The 15,999-nt window shown below is 37.6% G+C and carries 12 protein-coding genes; 7 read left to right on the forward strand and 5 right to left on the reverse strand.

Translation table 11 applies throughout. The features are described from left to right. Positions 1 to 18: 18 nt before the first annotated feature. Together L2586_RS09245 and L2586_RS09250 are read right to left on the reverse strand one after the other, a co-directional pair. Positions 19 to 981 (reverse strand): electron transfer flavoprotein subunit alpha/FixB family protein, encoded by a 963-nt coding sequence (locus L2586_RS09245; protein WP_235292599.1) that lies wholly within the window; start codon positions 979 to 981, stop codon positions 19 to 21. 19 nt (positions 982 to 1,000) lie between these two features. Further along, positions 1,001 to 1,741 carry an electron transfer flavoprotein subunit beta/FixA family protein gene (locus L2586_RS09250; RefSeq protein ID WP_235292600.1) on the reverse strand — a complete coding sequence of 247 codons (741 nt, stop codon included), beginning with the start codon at positions 1,739 to 1,741 and terminating at the stop codon, positions 1,001 to 1,003. Positions 1,742 to 1,802: 61 nt separating this feature from the next. On the opposite strand from L2586_RS09250, the gene L2586_RS09255 reads away from it, so the two are divergent. Beyond that, positions 1,803 to 2,123, forward strand: a complete 321-nt coding sequence (locus L2586_RS09255; protein ID WP_235292601.1) for a tetratricopeptide repeat protein — start codon at positions 1,803 to 1,805, stop codon at positions 2,121 to 2,123. Positions 2,124 to 2,308: 185 nt separating this feature from the next. Then, positions 2,309 to 2,602: a hypothetical protein gene (locus L2586_RS09260; protein WP_235292602.1), complete on the forward strand. Its 294-nt coding sequence runs from the start codon at positions 2,309 to 2,311 to the stop codon at positions 2,600 to 2,602. Between the two features lie 357 nt (positions 2,603 to 2,959). Here the strand turns inward: L2586_RS09260 and dapF are convergent, their stop codons facing one another. Beyond that, a complete protein-coding gene (gene dapF / locus L2586_RS09265) occupies positions 2,960 to 3,748 on the reverse strand; it encodes a diaminopimelate epimerase (RefSeq protein WP_235292603.1) in 789 nt (262 codons plus the stop codon). A 198-nt stretch (positions 3,749 to 3,946) separates the two neighbouring features. Here dapF and L2586_RS09270 point away from each other — a divergent pair, with 198 nt between their 5' ends. Further along, complete coding sequence (locus tag L2586_RS09270; protein ID WP_235292604.1) at positions 3,947 to 6,220, forward strand: hypothetical protein; 2,274 nt, start codon at positions 3,947 to 3,949, stop codon at positions 6,218 to 6,220. 906 nt (positions 6,221 to 7,126) lie between these two features. Here the strand turns inward: L2586_RS09270 and L2586_RS09275 are convergent. Both L2586_RS09275 and L2586_RS09280 read right to left on the reverse strand, forming a co-directional pair. Then, a complete protein-coding gene (locus tag L2586_RS09275; RefSeq protein WP_235292605.1) occupies positions 7,127 to 7,711 on the reverse strand; it encodes an ArnT family glycosyltransferase in 585 nt (194 codons plus the stop codon). 84 nt (positions 7,712 to 7,795) lie between these two features. Then, a complete protein-coding gene (locus tag L2586_RS09280) occupies positions 7,796 to 9,646 on the reverse strand; it encodes a hypothetical protein (RefSeq protein ID WP_235292606.1) in 1,851 nt (616 codons plus the stop codon). Positions 9,647 to 9,837: 191 nt separating this feature from the next. On the opposite strand from L2586_RS09280, the gene L2586_RS09285 reads away from it, so the two are divergent. The 4 genes from L2586_RS09285 to L2586_RS09300 all read left to right on the forward strand — a co-directional run bounded on the left by L2586_RS09285 (position 9,838) and on the right by L2586_RS09300 (position 15,907). Further along, positions 9,838 to 11,259: a trypsin-like peptidase domain-containing protein gene (locus L2586_RS09285; RefSeq protein WP_235292607.1), complete on the forward strand. Its 1,422-nt coding sequence runs from the start codon at positions 9,838 to 9,840 to the stop codon at positions 11,257 to 11,259. 1,045 nt (positions 11,260 to 12,304) lie between these two features. After that, positions 12,305 to 13,939, forward strand: a complete 1,635-nt coding sequence (locus tag L2586_RS09290; RefSeq protein WP_235292608.1) for an acyl-CoA carboxylase subunit beta — start codon at positions 12,305 to 12,307, stop codon at positions 13,937 to 13,939. 6 nt (positions 13,940 to 13,945) lie between these two features. After that, entirely contained in the window at positions 13,946 to 15,082 is a 1,137-nt protein-coding gene (locus L2586_RS09295) for a THUMP domain-containing class I SAM-dependent RNA methyltransferase (protein ID WP_235292609.1), read from the forward strand. 300 nt (positions 15,083 to 15,382) lie between these two features. Beyond that, the gene (locus L2586_RS09300; protein WP_235292610.1) at positions 15,383 to 15,907 is read left to right on the forward strand and encodes a hypothetical protein; all 525 of its coding nucleotides are present in this window, start codon (positions 15,383 to 15,385) and stop codon (positions 15,905 to 15,907) included. Positions 15,908 to 15,999 lie beyond the last annotated feature (92 nt).

Raw genomic sequence — 15,999 nt, forward strand, 5'->3', positions numbered from 1 at the left:
TTAAAAGAGACCTTTTTTTTAAGCTTCTGCTTTGAATTTTCTTAATGCATCATTTAATCTAGGAACGACATCGAATAAATCTCCGACGATTCCATAAGTAGCGGCTTTAAAAAACGGTGCTTCTGGATCTTTATTGATAACAACAATTACTTTCGAATTATTTACTCCTGCAAGATGCTGAATAGCTCCTGAAATTCCTATAGCGATATAGAGATTCGGTCTAATCGCGATTCCTGTCTGACCTACATGTTCGTGGTGAGGTCTCCAATCTGAATCTGCAACTGGTCTTGAACAAGCTGTTGTTGCTCCTAAGATATCAGCCATCTCTTCTATAATTCCCCAGTTCTCTGGACCTTTCATTCCTCTTCCAGCCGATACAACTAATTCTGCTTCTGGCAACGGAACCGTTCCTTCAGAAACTTGAACTTCTGTTACGGTCAGTCTCGAAGCAGGAACATCTGCAGAAATTGTTTCAACAGTCCCAGCGCTTCCTAATTCTTGTACTCCAAAAGAATTCCCCATTAGAGAAATAACTTTCTGAGCTGTTATTATCTCATAGGTTGCGAATGCCTTTCCTGAGAAGACACCTTTAGAAACAGAAAAACTCCCATCTACATTTGGTAAGGCATTTACACCTGAAACACTTCCAGCATTCATCTTTACAGATAGACGACCGATAAGTGATTTTCCATTCGCGGAATGACTTAACACAATAACGTCTGAACTTGTCTGCCCAGCTACTTGTGCGATTACAGAAGTATAAATTTGGCTATCGAAATGATTCAATGCATCATCCTTAACATTAAGAATTTTCGATGCGCCATAAATTCCAAGATCTTCCGCTCCAGTAACATCACCTAAGCATAGTGCAATGCAGTCTGTTGATAAAGCGTCTGCTAATTTCCGGCCGTAGGTTACCGCCTCGAAAGTCGCTTTCTTGAATTTTCCTTTTATCGTTTCAGCAAATACTAATACTGACATATTTCTCTTCTTTTAAAAATTAAATCACTTTTGCTTCCTCATGAAGCAATCTTACTAACTCTTCCATATTCTCAGGATCTACCATTTTCACTCCTTCTTTTTTCTCAGGAAGTTCAAATGAAGCAATCGAAACTGGCTCTTCTACTACTGCAGGTTCTACTACCTCTAGTGGTTTTCTCTTCGCCATCATAATTCCTCTCATATTAGGAATACGTTGTTCCGCCAGACCTTTCGCTGCTGACAATACAAATGGAGTATCCAACTTAATGCCTTCTACCCCACCCTCGATATCTCTTTCGATGCTCGCTGAAGAACCTTCCAGTTCTAATTTACTAGCGTACGAAATAAATGGAAGATCTAAAAACTCAGCGATCATTCCTGGAACTTCAGATCCATTATAATCAATGGTTTCTTTTCCTGTAAATATGATGTCGTAGTTTTCTGATTTTGCATGATCAGAAATATATTTCGCTACAGCGAAAGCACTTTCTGGCTCTGCATTCACTCTAATGGCCTTATCTGCACCAATGGCTAAGGCTTTTCTGATGATAATATCGTTACTAGCTGGACCAACATTGATCGCTACAACTTCACCACCTAATTTTTCTTTTAACTCTAATGCTCTTACTAAGGCATACCACTCGTCATAAGGATTCATGATAAATTGAACTCCATTCGTATCGAATTCTTTATTATCATTAGTAAACCCAATCTTAGCAGTGGTTTCAGGAGTTTTACTTATACAAACTAAAAACTTCATAAGTTATTTACTTAATTTTGCCACAAATATATATAATTCTTACCGATAACATTTAATACTAATGGATTCAAGATTAAAAAGTTTACTAAACCTGCTAAAGGATAGTCCAAACGACGGTTTTTTACTTTTTGCAATAGCCAAGGAATATGAGGGGCAAGAAGATTTTGAGAATGCTTTATCTTACTATGAAAAGTTGAGAAGTATAGATCAAGATTATGTGGGATTGTATTTTCATTTGGGTGCGTTATATGCGGAGTTAGATGATTCGGATAAAGCGATGGAGGTTTATGACCAGGGAATAGAGATTGCAATAAAGATTAAGGATCAGCATGCGCTTTCGGAGTTGAAAGGATCGAAGATGAATCTGGAGTTGGGGTTGTGAGTCTTGAGTCCAGAGTCTTCAGTCGTGAGTCGTGAGTCGTGAGTCAGATCGTCGAGCCGAAGCGTATTGCAGGGATCAGCGAGCTATTAGCGAGGTAAAACCATTGCAACTTGCGTCAGCATTTTTCCTAACCACAATAGAGCGAAACCTATTTAAAAAATTAATGAATCGTAAATTAGCAACCTATGACCATCAATGAATTTAAATCAAAGTGTGAGTTACCTGGACAAGTCTTTGACGACGAAATCCTCCAGAGCTTATACCTAATCAAACAGGATAATTGGGATGCCGCACATAATATTGCACAGGATAATCATAGCAAATACGGAAGTCTAGTTCATGGGCTACTCCATAGAATAGAAGGAGATCAGTGGAATGCTTCTTACTGGTATAGACAAGCTGGCGAGCCTGATTTATCTGGTTCTATAGATGAGCTATGGGAATATATTGCAAAGAAATATATAGCATCTATAATTTAATGATTCGGTCGTGAGTCGTGAGTCTTGGGTCGTGAGTCCAAAGTCTTGAGTCGTGTGACTTCAGATTTCCGACTTAAAACCAGACTTCCGACTTATCACTTCAGACCTATGAGCAACGCGACTTTCGACTTCCGACTTCCCGACTCCAGACTTAACACTTCCGACTTCCGACTTCATTCTTAAAACCAGACTCCCGACCTATCACTTCAGACCTATGAGCAACGTGACTTTCGACTTCCGACTTCCCGACTCCAGACTTCAGACTTAAAACCAGACTCCCGACCTATCACTTCAGACCTATGAGCAACGCGACTTTCGACTTCCGACTTCCCGACTCCAGACTTCAGACTTCCCGACTTAAACACCAATCACCCCCTCAAACACCCGAACCGCCGGCCCAGACAATACAATATCAAAATACTGCCCATCCTTTTCCATAAAACTCACTTTCAACTGCCCGCCCTTCGTCATGACATCCACCGAATTCTTACCTTTATTTCCCATGAACTCATTATAAGCAATCGCACAAGCCGTAACACCAGTCCCGCAAGACAGCGTTTCATCCTCTACCCCACGCTCATAAGTTTCTACACTGATTCCATTCTCAAGCATTTTCGCCGCATTCACATTGATTCCCTCGGCCTTATATTGATCATTGTACCGTATTTTCCTTCCGAAATCCACGATATCAAGTGCCTCTCCCTTTTTCAAAAGCTGCACATAATGCGGCGACCCCGTATTCATCTCGTATACATTCGTTTTCAAATTTGAAATCTTAGAAACATTGATCATCCCTAATTCCACCCATCCATCCTCTAAAATTTCGCCCGCATGTTTTCCATCGATTGCATCGAAAACAGTAGAGTCCTTTGCTAAGCCAATAAACTTCGCAAATGCAATCGCACATCGTCCTCCATTCCCACACATCGTACTTTCACTTCCATCAGAATTATAATACACCATTCGGAAATCATGCTCACTTCCTTCTTCAAGAATGATCAATCCATCTGCTCCTATGCCGAACTTCCGATCACACAACCTCGCAATAACAGGCGTATTATCCTTAATTGCCGATACATCATTCCGCCCATCTAGAAAAATAAAATCATTTCCAGTCCCTTGATATTTCCAAAATTTATACTCCACTTGATTAACTGTTTACTGCTTATAAAATTTATTCAGAAATATGCATAACAACATTTCAGAAAAATAATTCATAATTGAACCGTAAAAATAAAAAATCCTTCGCTCTTTTCACTTTCTCTTATTTCTACCTACGTAATTCAAGCAACTTAAGGATAATTTATCATCTTTGCCCAATAGAAAAAACCGCGATCTAACATCTTGAAAGATTTATTAACAGATTGGAAAAACTTAGCTAGCCTTGCTTCTATTTTTGTAATCGTACAGGTTATTTTAGCATACTTTCTGGGCGATGCTTTTTGGCATCCTGGCTCATACGTTTATACTTTCGGTGGCGATGGATCATTCATCTATTACAACATGATTTTCCACACTTTTTTTGGAAATGGGATGATGCTCGAAAGCATGAATTTTCCGAATTTTGAGTCCATCTTTATGACAGATGCGCAAGCGGCATTGAGTATTGCATTTTCTTGGATTCATGATGTTTTACCTGGCTATTTTACGCCTAATAAAATTGTGGGTTGGAGTCATCGCTTCCATTATATTATGCTTGGCTTTGCGTCTATTTATGTGTATAAAACACTGGAGTTATTTAAAATAAACAAAGCGATCTCAATCCCCGCGAGCATACTTATCATCTTGCTTTCTCCCATGATGATTAGGCTGAGTGCTGGACATTTCGGATTGGCTTTTCCGTTTGTTTTCTCGTATACTTTTTTCTTTCTATGTCAATTTTATCTTAGAGATCAGATCAAAAAGTTTAATGTTATTGCATTTATGCTAGTCCTATTGTTTTTCGGGCTGAACAATTTCTATATCGGAATGATTAACCTTACATTTTCGCTGTTGATATCTATCATTCTCCTTACTCAGAAAGCTTTAAGAAAAAAGGGGTTTTACCTACTCGGTATTTCTGTGGTATTAATCATTGCATTGTACCTATTTATCCAACTGACCGATCCTGGAGCTGATCGTATAGAAATTCAATGGGGGTACTTTTTCAATCGAGCAAATCTAGCAAGCTTCCTTTATCCGCCTACTGGTATTCTCCATGAGTTATTAAGCAAGGTGAGCAATCCAAAAACTGGTGGATTCGAAACCTGGATAAACCTTGGTATTATCCCAATTTTGATCCTAGTGACCGCCCCTTTACTTACCTTGCTGAAGAAGCCTGAGTTAAATAAAAATACGTACCGAAAACTATTCACAATTCTGGGAATAGCAGGAGCTATCATGTTCATTTATGGAAGTGCTGCCTTGTATTACATCCCATTTTTACGAGATTATTTCTTTTTGAAAATCAGTTTACTGACCATGTTCAAGGCCTCTGCTAGGTTTGCTTGGCCTGTTTATTTTATTGCAACGATTTTGTCTATGATTTACCTTAACAAGGTGATTTCGATTGACAGACTTTCTCGAAAATATGTTATCCCAATCTTGCTCTTCCTTGTATTTTCGATTTGGGGAATTGAAACCTATATATACCTTGACCAAAAGGTGTTTGTGCAAATGTTTAATAATCCTTATTCTCAGGAAACGAAGTCTAAAATGCTAGGTATTGTTGAGGATAGTGATATTAAATTGGAAGAGTTTCAAGCGCTCTACTCCGTTCCACTAATGGAAGGATGGAATGACAAGTTTCACATCGTTCCTCATTTTAATGCCGAATTTAATTCCATACTTTTTTCCATGTCTACTGGCCTTCCAATGATCAATGGAATGCTGTCCAGAATTGGTATAACGGATGCTTCGAATGCTATTCAGTTAAGCGCAGATCCAAAGATTAAAAGGGCATTGCTAACGCAATTGGATCAAGAGAAAGACATCTTAATAGTTTTCGGAAAAGACCCTGAGAAATTAACCACTGGTGAGAAATATCTGCTTAATCAATCTACATTGCTCGCTGATGAGAAAGATTTTCAATTGCGAAGGTTAACAATCGATCAACTAGATCTTAGCTCATTCCAAGATAGTATTATCAGTAAATTTGCTGACGCCAAAGTTTCAGTATTCGATACAGATAGTTTATTCTTTCATTATGAAAATTTCGACAATGAAGACCCTTCCTTTTCTTATACAGGAGCAGGCAGTAAGGTAATCAATCAAGAAGGTTTATTGATTTCTACAAGCCTACCCGATTCGATCGTCGGGACGTATGAATCTTCTATCTGGATCAAGCTAGACAATCACAAATACGGAATGCCAGAATTTAAACTGGACTTTTTAGACCAAGAAGGGAATGTGATCGGAGGTGGTCGATTTGATGCATTTATTTCGAGAGACATCCATCATTCATGGGTAAGAGCGAGTGAAGACTGGACAATTCCTGCTCAAGCAAAGTCAATCAATGTTTATGTTGAAAACATCAATCAAACCTTCCATGTGGATGAATGGACGTTCAGAGCGGTGGATTCAGAACTGGTTAGAAAAAGCCCATATGAATTTCTTTTTAATAATTATAAGCTGAAATAATCAGGTTAGGTAAATCCTATTTGTAATCTATAATTTTAACAGTTTTCACATTTTCATACCTGCCTAGTTCTCGTGCTTCAAATTTATTCGAAACATATTCAAGAACACTGAATTCATGCAAAATAATTATGTCTCCTGGGTTTATATTTTCTTTTGTGGTGATCCTTAGATCTCTCCCATTCTCATGGTGATAGTACTTATAGAATAGCAAATGTGCATAATACCCTTCATTGATAAGGATATATTTGTCAGGATCATCTAAATTTTCATATTGATCTTTTAAGAAATAATTGATGTTAAAAGTTTCCTCTTCAAATGGCCTAACATGTGGTGTAAAAAAATTTTCTTTTACTTTGAAAATACCAAAAACTAAAAGCAGCAATAAGAATGCTCCACCCAGATAATTGTAACCATTCTTATAAATATGGACTCGTTTACATTGGGAATAAATGAAAAAAATCATGGATCCAACTATAGCAGAAAAAAACGGATAAACAGGCATTGCATACCATTCTAACTTAGTCCCAATACTGGACACAATTAACAAGTAGTATAAGCCAGCTGCCAAGCAATAATTTAAATACTGTCTATTCTTAATATCATATACTCTAAGGATAATCCCCAATATCAAAAATGGAAACCAAAATGTATAATGTGTGAAAAACATTAACTTGAGGTAGTAATACCAAGGATGATCATGACCTGGAATCTCGCCGGAAAATCGACCACCAAGTTCTTCAAAAACGACTGCATTCCAATAACCTGGTGTGATAAAATCTCGATAAATGTAATGGAAGCCTACTAAACCAATTAGGACGATGAGGCCAATATAGAATTCCTTTGATTTTAAAACTGAAAGTACTGAACGATGAAAGATTGCTGCTATTACTAAGAAGGGAGTGCAGATTAAACCTGCAACACCTTTCGTATACGTTGCCAATAAAATTCCAAGGAAGGTGAATAACAAGTGCTGTCCTTCCTTCCTTCCTTCCTTCCTTCCTTCCTTCCTTCCAAATATTTGTAAAAACTGAAACAATAAAAGGTGTTAAAAAATATAAGCATCGCGTCATAATCGCCAGTTCGTGTGCCATGTACCATAATGTAGCCAGGGGTGGTGATTAATACGCCTACCGCAATATATGGTAATAATGATGAATTACTTCTTTTAGCAATAAAACGAAACAGAATGATCGCTGTTCCCAATCCGGCAAAAGCGGATGGCAACCTAATAGCTGTTGTAGAATATCCTATAATTTTAATAAAGAAGATCTGACACCATAGCATGAATGGTGGTTTCACACTCCACATCTCTGGACTTCCATCGTAAAAAACCAGGAAGGGATTCCCGGACTTAAACATTTCATAAGCATTCACTGCAAGCCTAGCCTCATCCCATATGATAACAGGCAAGTGGTCTAGGTGTGCAAATAGAATATAGATTACCATTGACCAAAAAATGACCTTGCCAATTGTCTCTTTATTGTTTTTCATCCAAAATGTAATTCATCAATTGCTTTAAAATCAATCAATCAATCAATCAATCAATCAATCAATAGAGTTATTTTCAAATGCGTTTTACTTTCTAATAAACCGATCTATCGTAAAATCATCAAAATATAATTTTTTATTCGATTTATTTTCTATCGTAACTTTCATCTTCCATTCTGGGGTGGCCTTTTTAGGTACTTTCACAAAGAAACTTGCTGCTCCCCATACATCCGCTTTGCCCATATGAAAGATTGAATTATTTTCATTGCCAACAAATCTCGCCATTTTAAAACCTCTTGATTTTTTTTCATATCCCTTCTCATCATAAAACTTTATGATAATGCGCTCTAAATCCCATTGAACAGTAACCATATCTTCATTTTTACGATAAGAGAAGATACTTAACCTAATTAACTCGTCAGGGTGGAGGTTTAGGTTTTGAAAACTGTCTTCAAATTTAATATTAGGCTGTGGAGTTGAAGAAAAATATGAAAATTGACCTGAATAAGAAAATTCATCACTTAGATTATCGTCATTGACCTTCTCGAAGTCTTCAAAATATAGGTTTTTCACTAATTCAATTTTATCCTCATTTGGTTGCTCTTCATTAGAATCAAACTCTTTAACAGCATTTAGATCAATTTTTAGTCTTCCAAAAATCGTCCAATAATAGGTCCTGTTCGTTTGTTCTGAGAGTAGAATGCCTTTTTTCGACTGGATAGATTGAAAGATATTAAGGACAATACACCCAACTAAGATGAACAGTGAGAAAATTCTTAAAGCTTGATTTTTTTTACAAATATCGAAAAACGCAGCGAGCCCAAAAACCAATAAAGGGTATGATTCAATCATTACTCGAGAGCCGAGACCTGGAAAGTAATTAACCGTATAATAGGAGAAGTGAATCCAAGAACTCAATCCGACAAACACCAAAATGGGTAAAATAACTGATGGTGCTCTTTTACGGAGAAAGAATAATCCAATTAAAGAAAATAACATTAAAGGAGTGTACACAAGCCAACCATTATTATAACTCAAAAATGCATTAAAGAAATCCGGCGAGGTAAAGTCAAAACCCTCTCCTGCATATGGATTAAAATAGAATTCGCCACTTACAAAATGCCAGTAAGAAATCTGTGGACTAAGCATTAAAATGAGACCAACTAGGGCTATTATTAAATATTTGTAATTTCCCACTAAAAAATTAATTCGCTCCTTCAAGGTTTTAATACTATAAATCCCCCATAAAACAGGAATCCCTAAGGCGATGATTTCTGGAATTCGAGTAATCGTAATCAACCCCACGAATAAGCCGATCATCCAAGCTTTGATATAGTTAGGATTAGTATAAAATTTGCTCGTAAAATAGATCAACATGCACATATTGAAGAACTGAAATGGATGTGCCATCGTTAAATTAGGAACATGGAAAAACAGGTTCGTTCCTAGTGCAATTCCGATGATACTTAAAGCTGTAATTCTTTGATTGAAATAATTTAAAAGAATGGGTATCAGAAAATATAACCCTATCAAAATATAAAGCACTTTCAATATATTAATAGAAATGATATAGGGTTTACTCCATCCATCCGAAGCATATCGATGATCAAATTTTGTATAGATGTGCGCAAGAAAAAAAGCTGGCAACTCCATGACCGCAACACCTACAGAATACTTAATGTACTTCCTACCAATGCTCGTTTCTCTTAACCAATAGGGATCATCTAATAGAACTGAAGAAGATGGAAAATTTTCAACCATCGATGCCGTACTTTTCGAATATTCACCGACATCCTGATTAATCAATGCCGAAACCAAATGAATGTAATATCCTGATGAATCTCCATTGGACATTACATCGTACAAATTATACAGCGTAAAAAAACTAAAAAAGTAAATTACTCCAATAAATCCAACAATTTTCGAACGATAGGACATCTGCAATACTTAACAGTTTAGAATAGCGTGCAAATCAAAACTATGCAAAATTCAGCAAGGCACAAAACACAAACATATTACACATTTCAGTCATATATTTACATTTATATAAATTTTAACTCGCATTTCATATCAAATTAACTTACTTTTATCGTTGTTACATTGAACATATCTAACCAGTACAGAAGTCGATGAAAAAGAATATCCAGATTATACTCCTATGCTTTGTAAGTGCATTTACGGCAGTATATATTAACAATACATTTTTCGCACCCGAAGAAAAGGTTGTCGAATATCGACCTGCAGCTACACTAGCCGCTGAAAGAATTGCTAAAGTAAATCAATCCAAACAAGCATACTTTTCATCGTCTCCTACGGATTTTATAAGTGCTGCAGACAAAGGAAGGCCTGCTGTTGTATTTATTCGATCCATCCAAAATTCTGGAAAAGCAAAAATAATGGGTGAAAGCGCTGGAGGTTCAACTGGTTCTGGTGTTATTATTTCTGAAGATGGCTATATCGTAACGAATAATCACGTCGTAGAAAATGCTGGATCGATAGAGGTCATGTTGAATGATAACAGGGAATACAAAGCAAAATTAATAGGGACAGATCCAACAACTGATCTGGCTATTATTAAACTAGAAACGGATAATTTACCTTTCTTGACATTTGGGGATTCTGATTCTTTATTGATCGGTGAATGGGTTGTTGCGATCGGGAATCCATTTCGTCTTCAGTCTACAGTAACTGCTGGGATCGTAAGTGCGAAAGCAAGAAATATCAATATTCTGGAACAGCAAGGCATCGAGTCATTCATTCAAACAGATGCTGCTGTAAATCCTGGAAACAGTGGTGGAGCATTGGTTAATACTGCTGGTGAATTGGTTGGAATTAATACCGCGATTATGACTTATTCCGGTCGATACGAGGGATTTTCATTTGCCATTCCTTCTAATTTGGCTAAAAAAGTAGTTTATGATATTATCGAGTTTGGAGCTGTTCAGCGAGGATGGTTAGGAGTATCTATTTTGAATGTGGACAATGATAAAGCTGATAAATTAGGACTTAAAACAGTTGGTGGAGTGTATTTAGATCTTGTCAATAATGGTGAAGCGGCATTTCGAGCTGGCCTAAAGAAGGGTGATGTTATCGTAGGTGTTAATGATATTCCTACTTTAAGTACTCCTGAATTTATGGAGCAAGTTGGTCGTTTCCGCCCTGGCGATAATATTAGACTGACTTACTTTAGAGATGGCGTAAAGAGTGTGGCGGAAGTTACTTTAAGAAATCAGATAAATAGTACGGATTTTGTGGCAATTCGTAAAGATAAGATATTGACAGATCTAGGTTTCGAACTAAGGAATCTAGATAAAACTGAAAAGAAGAGATTGGATACTGAAGGTATCTATGTTGTTAGTGTTTCTAGGGGCAGTAAAATAGAGCGAACGAATATGGATCCTGGTTATATCATTACAAAGATCAATGAGAAGCCGGTTCGAAATGTGGAAGACTTAATTAAAGAATTGGAAAAGCATAAAGGTTTTGTGGTTCTAGAGGGGTTCTATGAGAATTACCCAGGTGAGTTTCCATATGCATTTGTGATAGATTAAGTCATTCTCAGGCTGAAGCCAAGGTCCTTTGAGTATTCATGATACACCGCAATATTCATAGCCTCACTCCATGTGAGACCATGAAATTGCTATCGAAACTACCTTGATTCAATGTGATGCATTTTAAGTAGAGCCATTGCGCAGAGCAGGAATGTGTCGCATTTTTGGTGGTGCAATAATCTTTCTCGGGCTGAAGCCAAGGTCCTTTAGGCATTCATCATACCCGCAATATTCATAGCCTCACTCCATGTGAGACCATGAAATTGCTATCGAAACTACATTGATTCAATGTGTTGCATTTTGAGTAGAGCCATTGCGCAGAGCAGGAATGTGTCGCATTTTCTGTGGGGCAATAATCATTCTCGGGCTGAAACCAAGGTCCATTAGGCATTCATGATACACCGCAATATTCATAGCCACACTCCATGTGAGACCATGAAATTGCTATCGAAACTACCTTGATTCAATGTGATGCATTTTAAGTAGAGCCATTGCGCAGAGCAGGAATGTGTCGCATTTTTGGTGGTGCAATAATCTTTCTCGGGCTGAAACCAAGGTCCTTTAGGCATTCATGATACCCGCAATATTCATAGCCTCACTCCATGTGAGACCATGAAATTGCTATCGAAACTACATTGATTCAATGTGATGCATTTTAAGCAGAGCTATTGCGCAGAGCAGGAATGTGTCGCATTTTTGCTCTGCAATAATCTTTCTCGGGCTGAAGCCCAAGGTCCTTTAAGTTTTCATGATACACCGCAATATTCATAGCCTCACTCAAAGTGAGACCATGAAATTGCTATCGAAACTACCTTGATTCAATGTGATGCATTTTAAGCAGAGCCATTGCGCAGAGCAAGAATGTGTCGCATTTTCTGTGGGGCAATAATCTTTCCCAGGCTGAGTCTGACTAAATACTCTCAGTCGATATTTCTATGAATTCCCGCCTATTTTAATGGATTAAATGTACTTTTACATTCAACACTGTGAACATTGATAAAATCCATATTAATCAGTCACTTGTAAGTAAAAAACATCATTACCTATGTCGAATACCGATTTAAATTTTAATATGAACGAAGATGAAATGCTCCTTGCATTAGGTCGTTTGGATCGTAAATTGAACGAAATTTATCTAGGTGGAGGTCAGAAAAAAATTGCCAAGCAACATGCCAAGGGCAAACTTACCGCTCGCGAAAGAATCGACTATTTAATCGATAAGAAATCTCAAGTTGTAGAAATCGGAGCATTCGCTGGAGATGGTATGTATGAAGAATATGGTGGCTGTCCATCGGGAGGAGTGGTCATCGTTCTTGGATATGTAGCTGGAAGACAATGTATTATTGTAGCTAACGATGCCACTGTGAAAGCAGGTGCTTGGTTTCCGATTACTGGAAAGAAAAATCTAAGAGCTCAAGAGATTGCAATGGAAAACAGACTGCCAATTATCTACCTTGTGGATAGCGCTGGTGTCTTCCTTCCCTTGCAAGATGAAATTTTTCCTGACAAAGAACACTTTGGTAGAATTTTCAGAAACAACGCCAAATTATCCAGTATGGGAATCCCGCAGATCGCCGCAGTCATGGGTAGTTGTGTTGCAGGAGGTGCCTATCTACCTATTATGTCTGACGAAGCGCTAATTGTAGAAGGAACAGGTTCTATATACCTTGCTGGACCTTACTTAGTTAAAGCAGCAATAGGTGAAGATGTGGATTCCGAGACGCTTGGTGGTGCGAAAACGCACAATGAAATTTCTGGCGTTGCAGACTACAATTGTCCTGATGATAAATCATGCCTTGACACTATTAAAGATTTGGTTTCTAAAATGGGCGGTACACCTACCACAGAATTAAATAGAATCAAAGCAATTGAACCCGAAAGACATGCGAAAGATTTACTTGGAATAATGCCTGCAGATCGGGCTAAACCATATGATACTCGAGAAATATTAAAATGTATTGTGGATAAGGATACATTGACCTACTATAAAGAAGATTACGGTAAAACTATTATCTGTGCTTATGCTCGCATAGATGGGTGGTCTGTAGGAATCGTGGCGAACCACAGAATGGTAGTCAAAAATGGGAATAGAGAGATGCAATTCGGAGGCGTAATCTATTCGGATTCGGCAGATAAAGCCACTCGATTTATCCTTAATTGCAACCAGAAAAAGATTCCATTGTTATTTCTTCACGATGTGTCGGGATTCATGGTGGGAAAGCGTTCTGAGCACGGAGGAATTATAAAAGACGGCGCTAAAATGGTGAACGCTGTTTCGAATTCAACCGTCCCAAAAATTTCAATTATCATGGGTAATTCATACGGAGCTGGTAACTATGCGATGTGTGGAAAAGCTTACGACCCAAGATTTATTGCTGCATGGCCAACTGCAAAAATTGCAGTAATGGGCGGCGAACAAGCAGCGAAAGTTCTAGCTCAGATACAAGTAAGCTCGATGAAGGCGAAAGGAGAAGAAGTCGACGATAAAGCACAAGCAGATTTAATAAAAAAGATCAAAGAAAGATACGACCGGCAGACAGAGCCATATTACGCCGCTGCCCGCCTTTGGGTAGATAGCATCATTGATCCGAAAGACACTAGAGATTTTATCTCTAATTGTCTCAATGCTTGTAAAAATGCGCCGATTGAAAAATTTAATGTAGGAGTAATTCAAACATAATAAAACGTGGAATTAGTAGCGAAAACGATGGCTGGACTGGAAGAGGTTCTAGCGGAAGAATTAAGAAACATAGGCGCGAGTGAAATAGAAATAGGTCAGCGTGCTGTGAAATATTTTGGTGACAAAAAAGTCATGTACCGATCTAATCTAGAACTCAGAACAGCATTAAGAATATTGATGCCGATCTCTAGATTCAGAGCTCGAAATGAGGTCGATTTGTACAATGGTGTTAAGAAAGTATTCTGGGATCGATATATCAGAAAAGGTCAGACTATTGCTGTGAATTCTGCTATCTCATCGGACTTTTTTAACCATTCTCACTATGTGGCCTTAAAAACGAAGGATTCCATCGTGGATCAGCTGAGAGATAGATGGGGCGAGCGCCCTGACGTGGATGTAGAAGATGCAGATATTCGTATTAACACCCACATTCATAGAGATCGAGTTACCATTTCACTAGACAGTAGTGGAACATCGTTACATAAAAGAGGATATAGATTAGAGGCTGTAGAAGCGCCGATTAATGAGGTATTAGCAGCGGGATTATTGATGTTAAGTGACTGGGACAGAAAAACGGATCTCTATGATCCGATGTGCGGTTCTGGAAGTTTCCTATGCGAAGCAGCTAGAATGGCGATCAATCATCCTCCACAATCTTATGATCGGGAATATGCCTTCATGAACTGGAAAGGATACGATCAAGAAATTTGGGATGAAGTCGTCATGGAAAGCAAGTCTCTGGTTAAGCCATTAGACATTACTATAAAAGGATTTGACCTTGATCAATCCTCTGTCAATGCGAGTCTATACAATATTGCAGAAGCTGGATTACGAGGACTGGTTGAGGTAGAAAAAATGGACTTTTTCGAAAATATGGAAATTCCTTCAGGGTCTTTTGTAATCATTAATCCACCATACGATATTCGACTTAAGCAAGATAATATTGTAGAATTTTTCAAGCAAATAGGTGATCATATGAAGACAAACATGCCTGGAACGACGGTTTGGATCATTTCTTCAAACATACAGGCTTTAAAATTGTTAGGATTGAAACCGAGTAGGAAATTCAATCTTTTCAATGGACCAAATCCTGCAAAGTTTCATAAATTTGAATTATATGAAGGGAGTCGTAAAAAATCTTAGTGTTGTCTTTTTGATGTCGTTTGGTTTTTCTCTATTCGGGCAGCAATCTTTTGTTGTTGAAAAAAAATATGATATTAAGAAGTTTGATAACACATTTAAGATAGATTCGACGTTATCCTTTCAGAATTCGTCCATGCCGCTAATTTACAGCTATGACAAACTATCATTGTTTTGCAAATTTGAAGAAAAGGTAGCGAGGAATTCTAATGTAAATATGCGTTTTCGCTTAGGTTCGCTAGACTATGTCAATTATCTCGAACAAAAGCCAAATTATAAAATCACAGCCAAAAATTAAATGATATGAAAGTTCTATTCCGTTTTATGCTTATGTCAATGTTAGGTCTATCCACCATTGTATTTTTAGATTCTTGTAAGAAAGTAGAGGGTTGTACCGATGTCGAAGCAGAAAATTATAATGCAGATGCTGATGTAAGTGATGGAACTTGTACTTATGCAAGAGATAAGTTTGTCGGAACTTTCGCAGGTCAATTATCATGTCAAGCACCATTGCCAAGTGATGAAGAATTCCTAATCGTAATTAGTGAAGGGCTGACAAATAATTCTGAAGTTCTGATTTCTTTTCAAAATGTAGATCCACCTTTACCTGAATTAACAGCAAGAGTAGATGGAAATAGCCTCGTAATTGACCCAGAAACGGTAGATATTGCATTAAATCCTGCTACTCCGGATGAAACGACACAACTAACTTATTCAGGAGAAGCAACAATAGATGCCTCAGGAGTAAATTTATCTGGTGAATTAAGAGTATTATTGGTGATTATCGGTCAGACGCTTAAGTGTGATATGACAGCTGTAAAGCAGTAGGCAGTTTTAGTTTTTAGTTTTTAGTTTTTAGTTTTTAGGACAAGAGGTCAATTTCATTTCTTTCTTCAAATAGATTGTGGACCTGTTTTTGG

Source organism: Portibacter lacus (genome assembly GCF_021533215.1).
Taxonomy (GTDB): domain Bacteria; phylum Bacteroidota; class Bacteroidia; order Chitinophagales; family Saprospiraceae; genus Portibacter; species Portibacter lacus.

Coding starts and splice junctions, on each gene's coding strand:
- L2586_RS09245 (WP_235292599.1), bottom strand. CDS start 981: ATGTCAGTATTAGTATTTGCTGAAACGATAAAAGGAAAATTCAAGAAA.
- L2586_RS09250 (WP_235292600.1), bottom strand. CDS start 1,741: ATGAAGTTTTTAGTTTGTATAAGTAAAACTCCTGAAACCACTGCTAAG.
- L2586_RS09255 (WP_235292601.1), top strand. CDS start 1,803: ATGGATTCAAGATTAAAAAGTTTACTAAACCTGCTAAAGGATAGTCCA.
- L2586_RS09260 (WP_235292602.1), top strand. CDS start 2,309: ATGACCATCAATGAATTTAAATCAAAGTGTGAGTTACCTGGACAAGTC.
- L2586_RS09275 (WP_235292605.1), bottom strand. CDS start 7,711: ATGAAAAACAATAAAGAGACAATTGGCAAGGTCATTTTTTGGTCAATG.
- L2586_RS09280 (WP_235292606.1), bottom strand. CDS start 9,646: ATGTCCTATCGTTCGAAAATTGTTGGATTTATTGGAGTAATTTACTTT.
- L2586_RS09285 (WP_235292607.1), top strand. CDS start 9,838: ATGAAAAAGAATATCCAGATTATACTCCTATGCTTTGTAAGTGCATTT.
- L2586_RS09290 (WP_235292608.1), top strand. CDS start 12,305: ATGTCGAATACCGATTTAAATTTTAATATGAACGAAGATGAAATGCTC.
- L2586_RS09300 (WP_235292610.1), top strand. CDS start 15,383: ATGAAAGTTCTATTCCGTTTTATGCTTATGTCAATGTTAGGTCTATCC.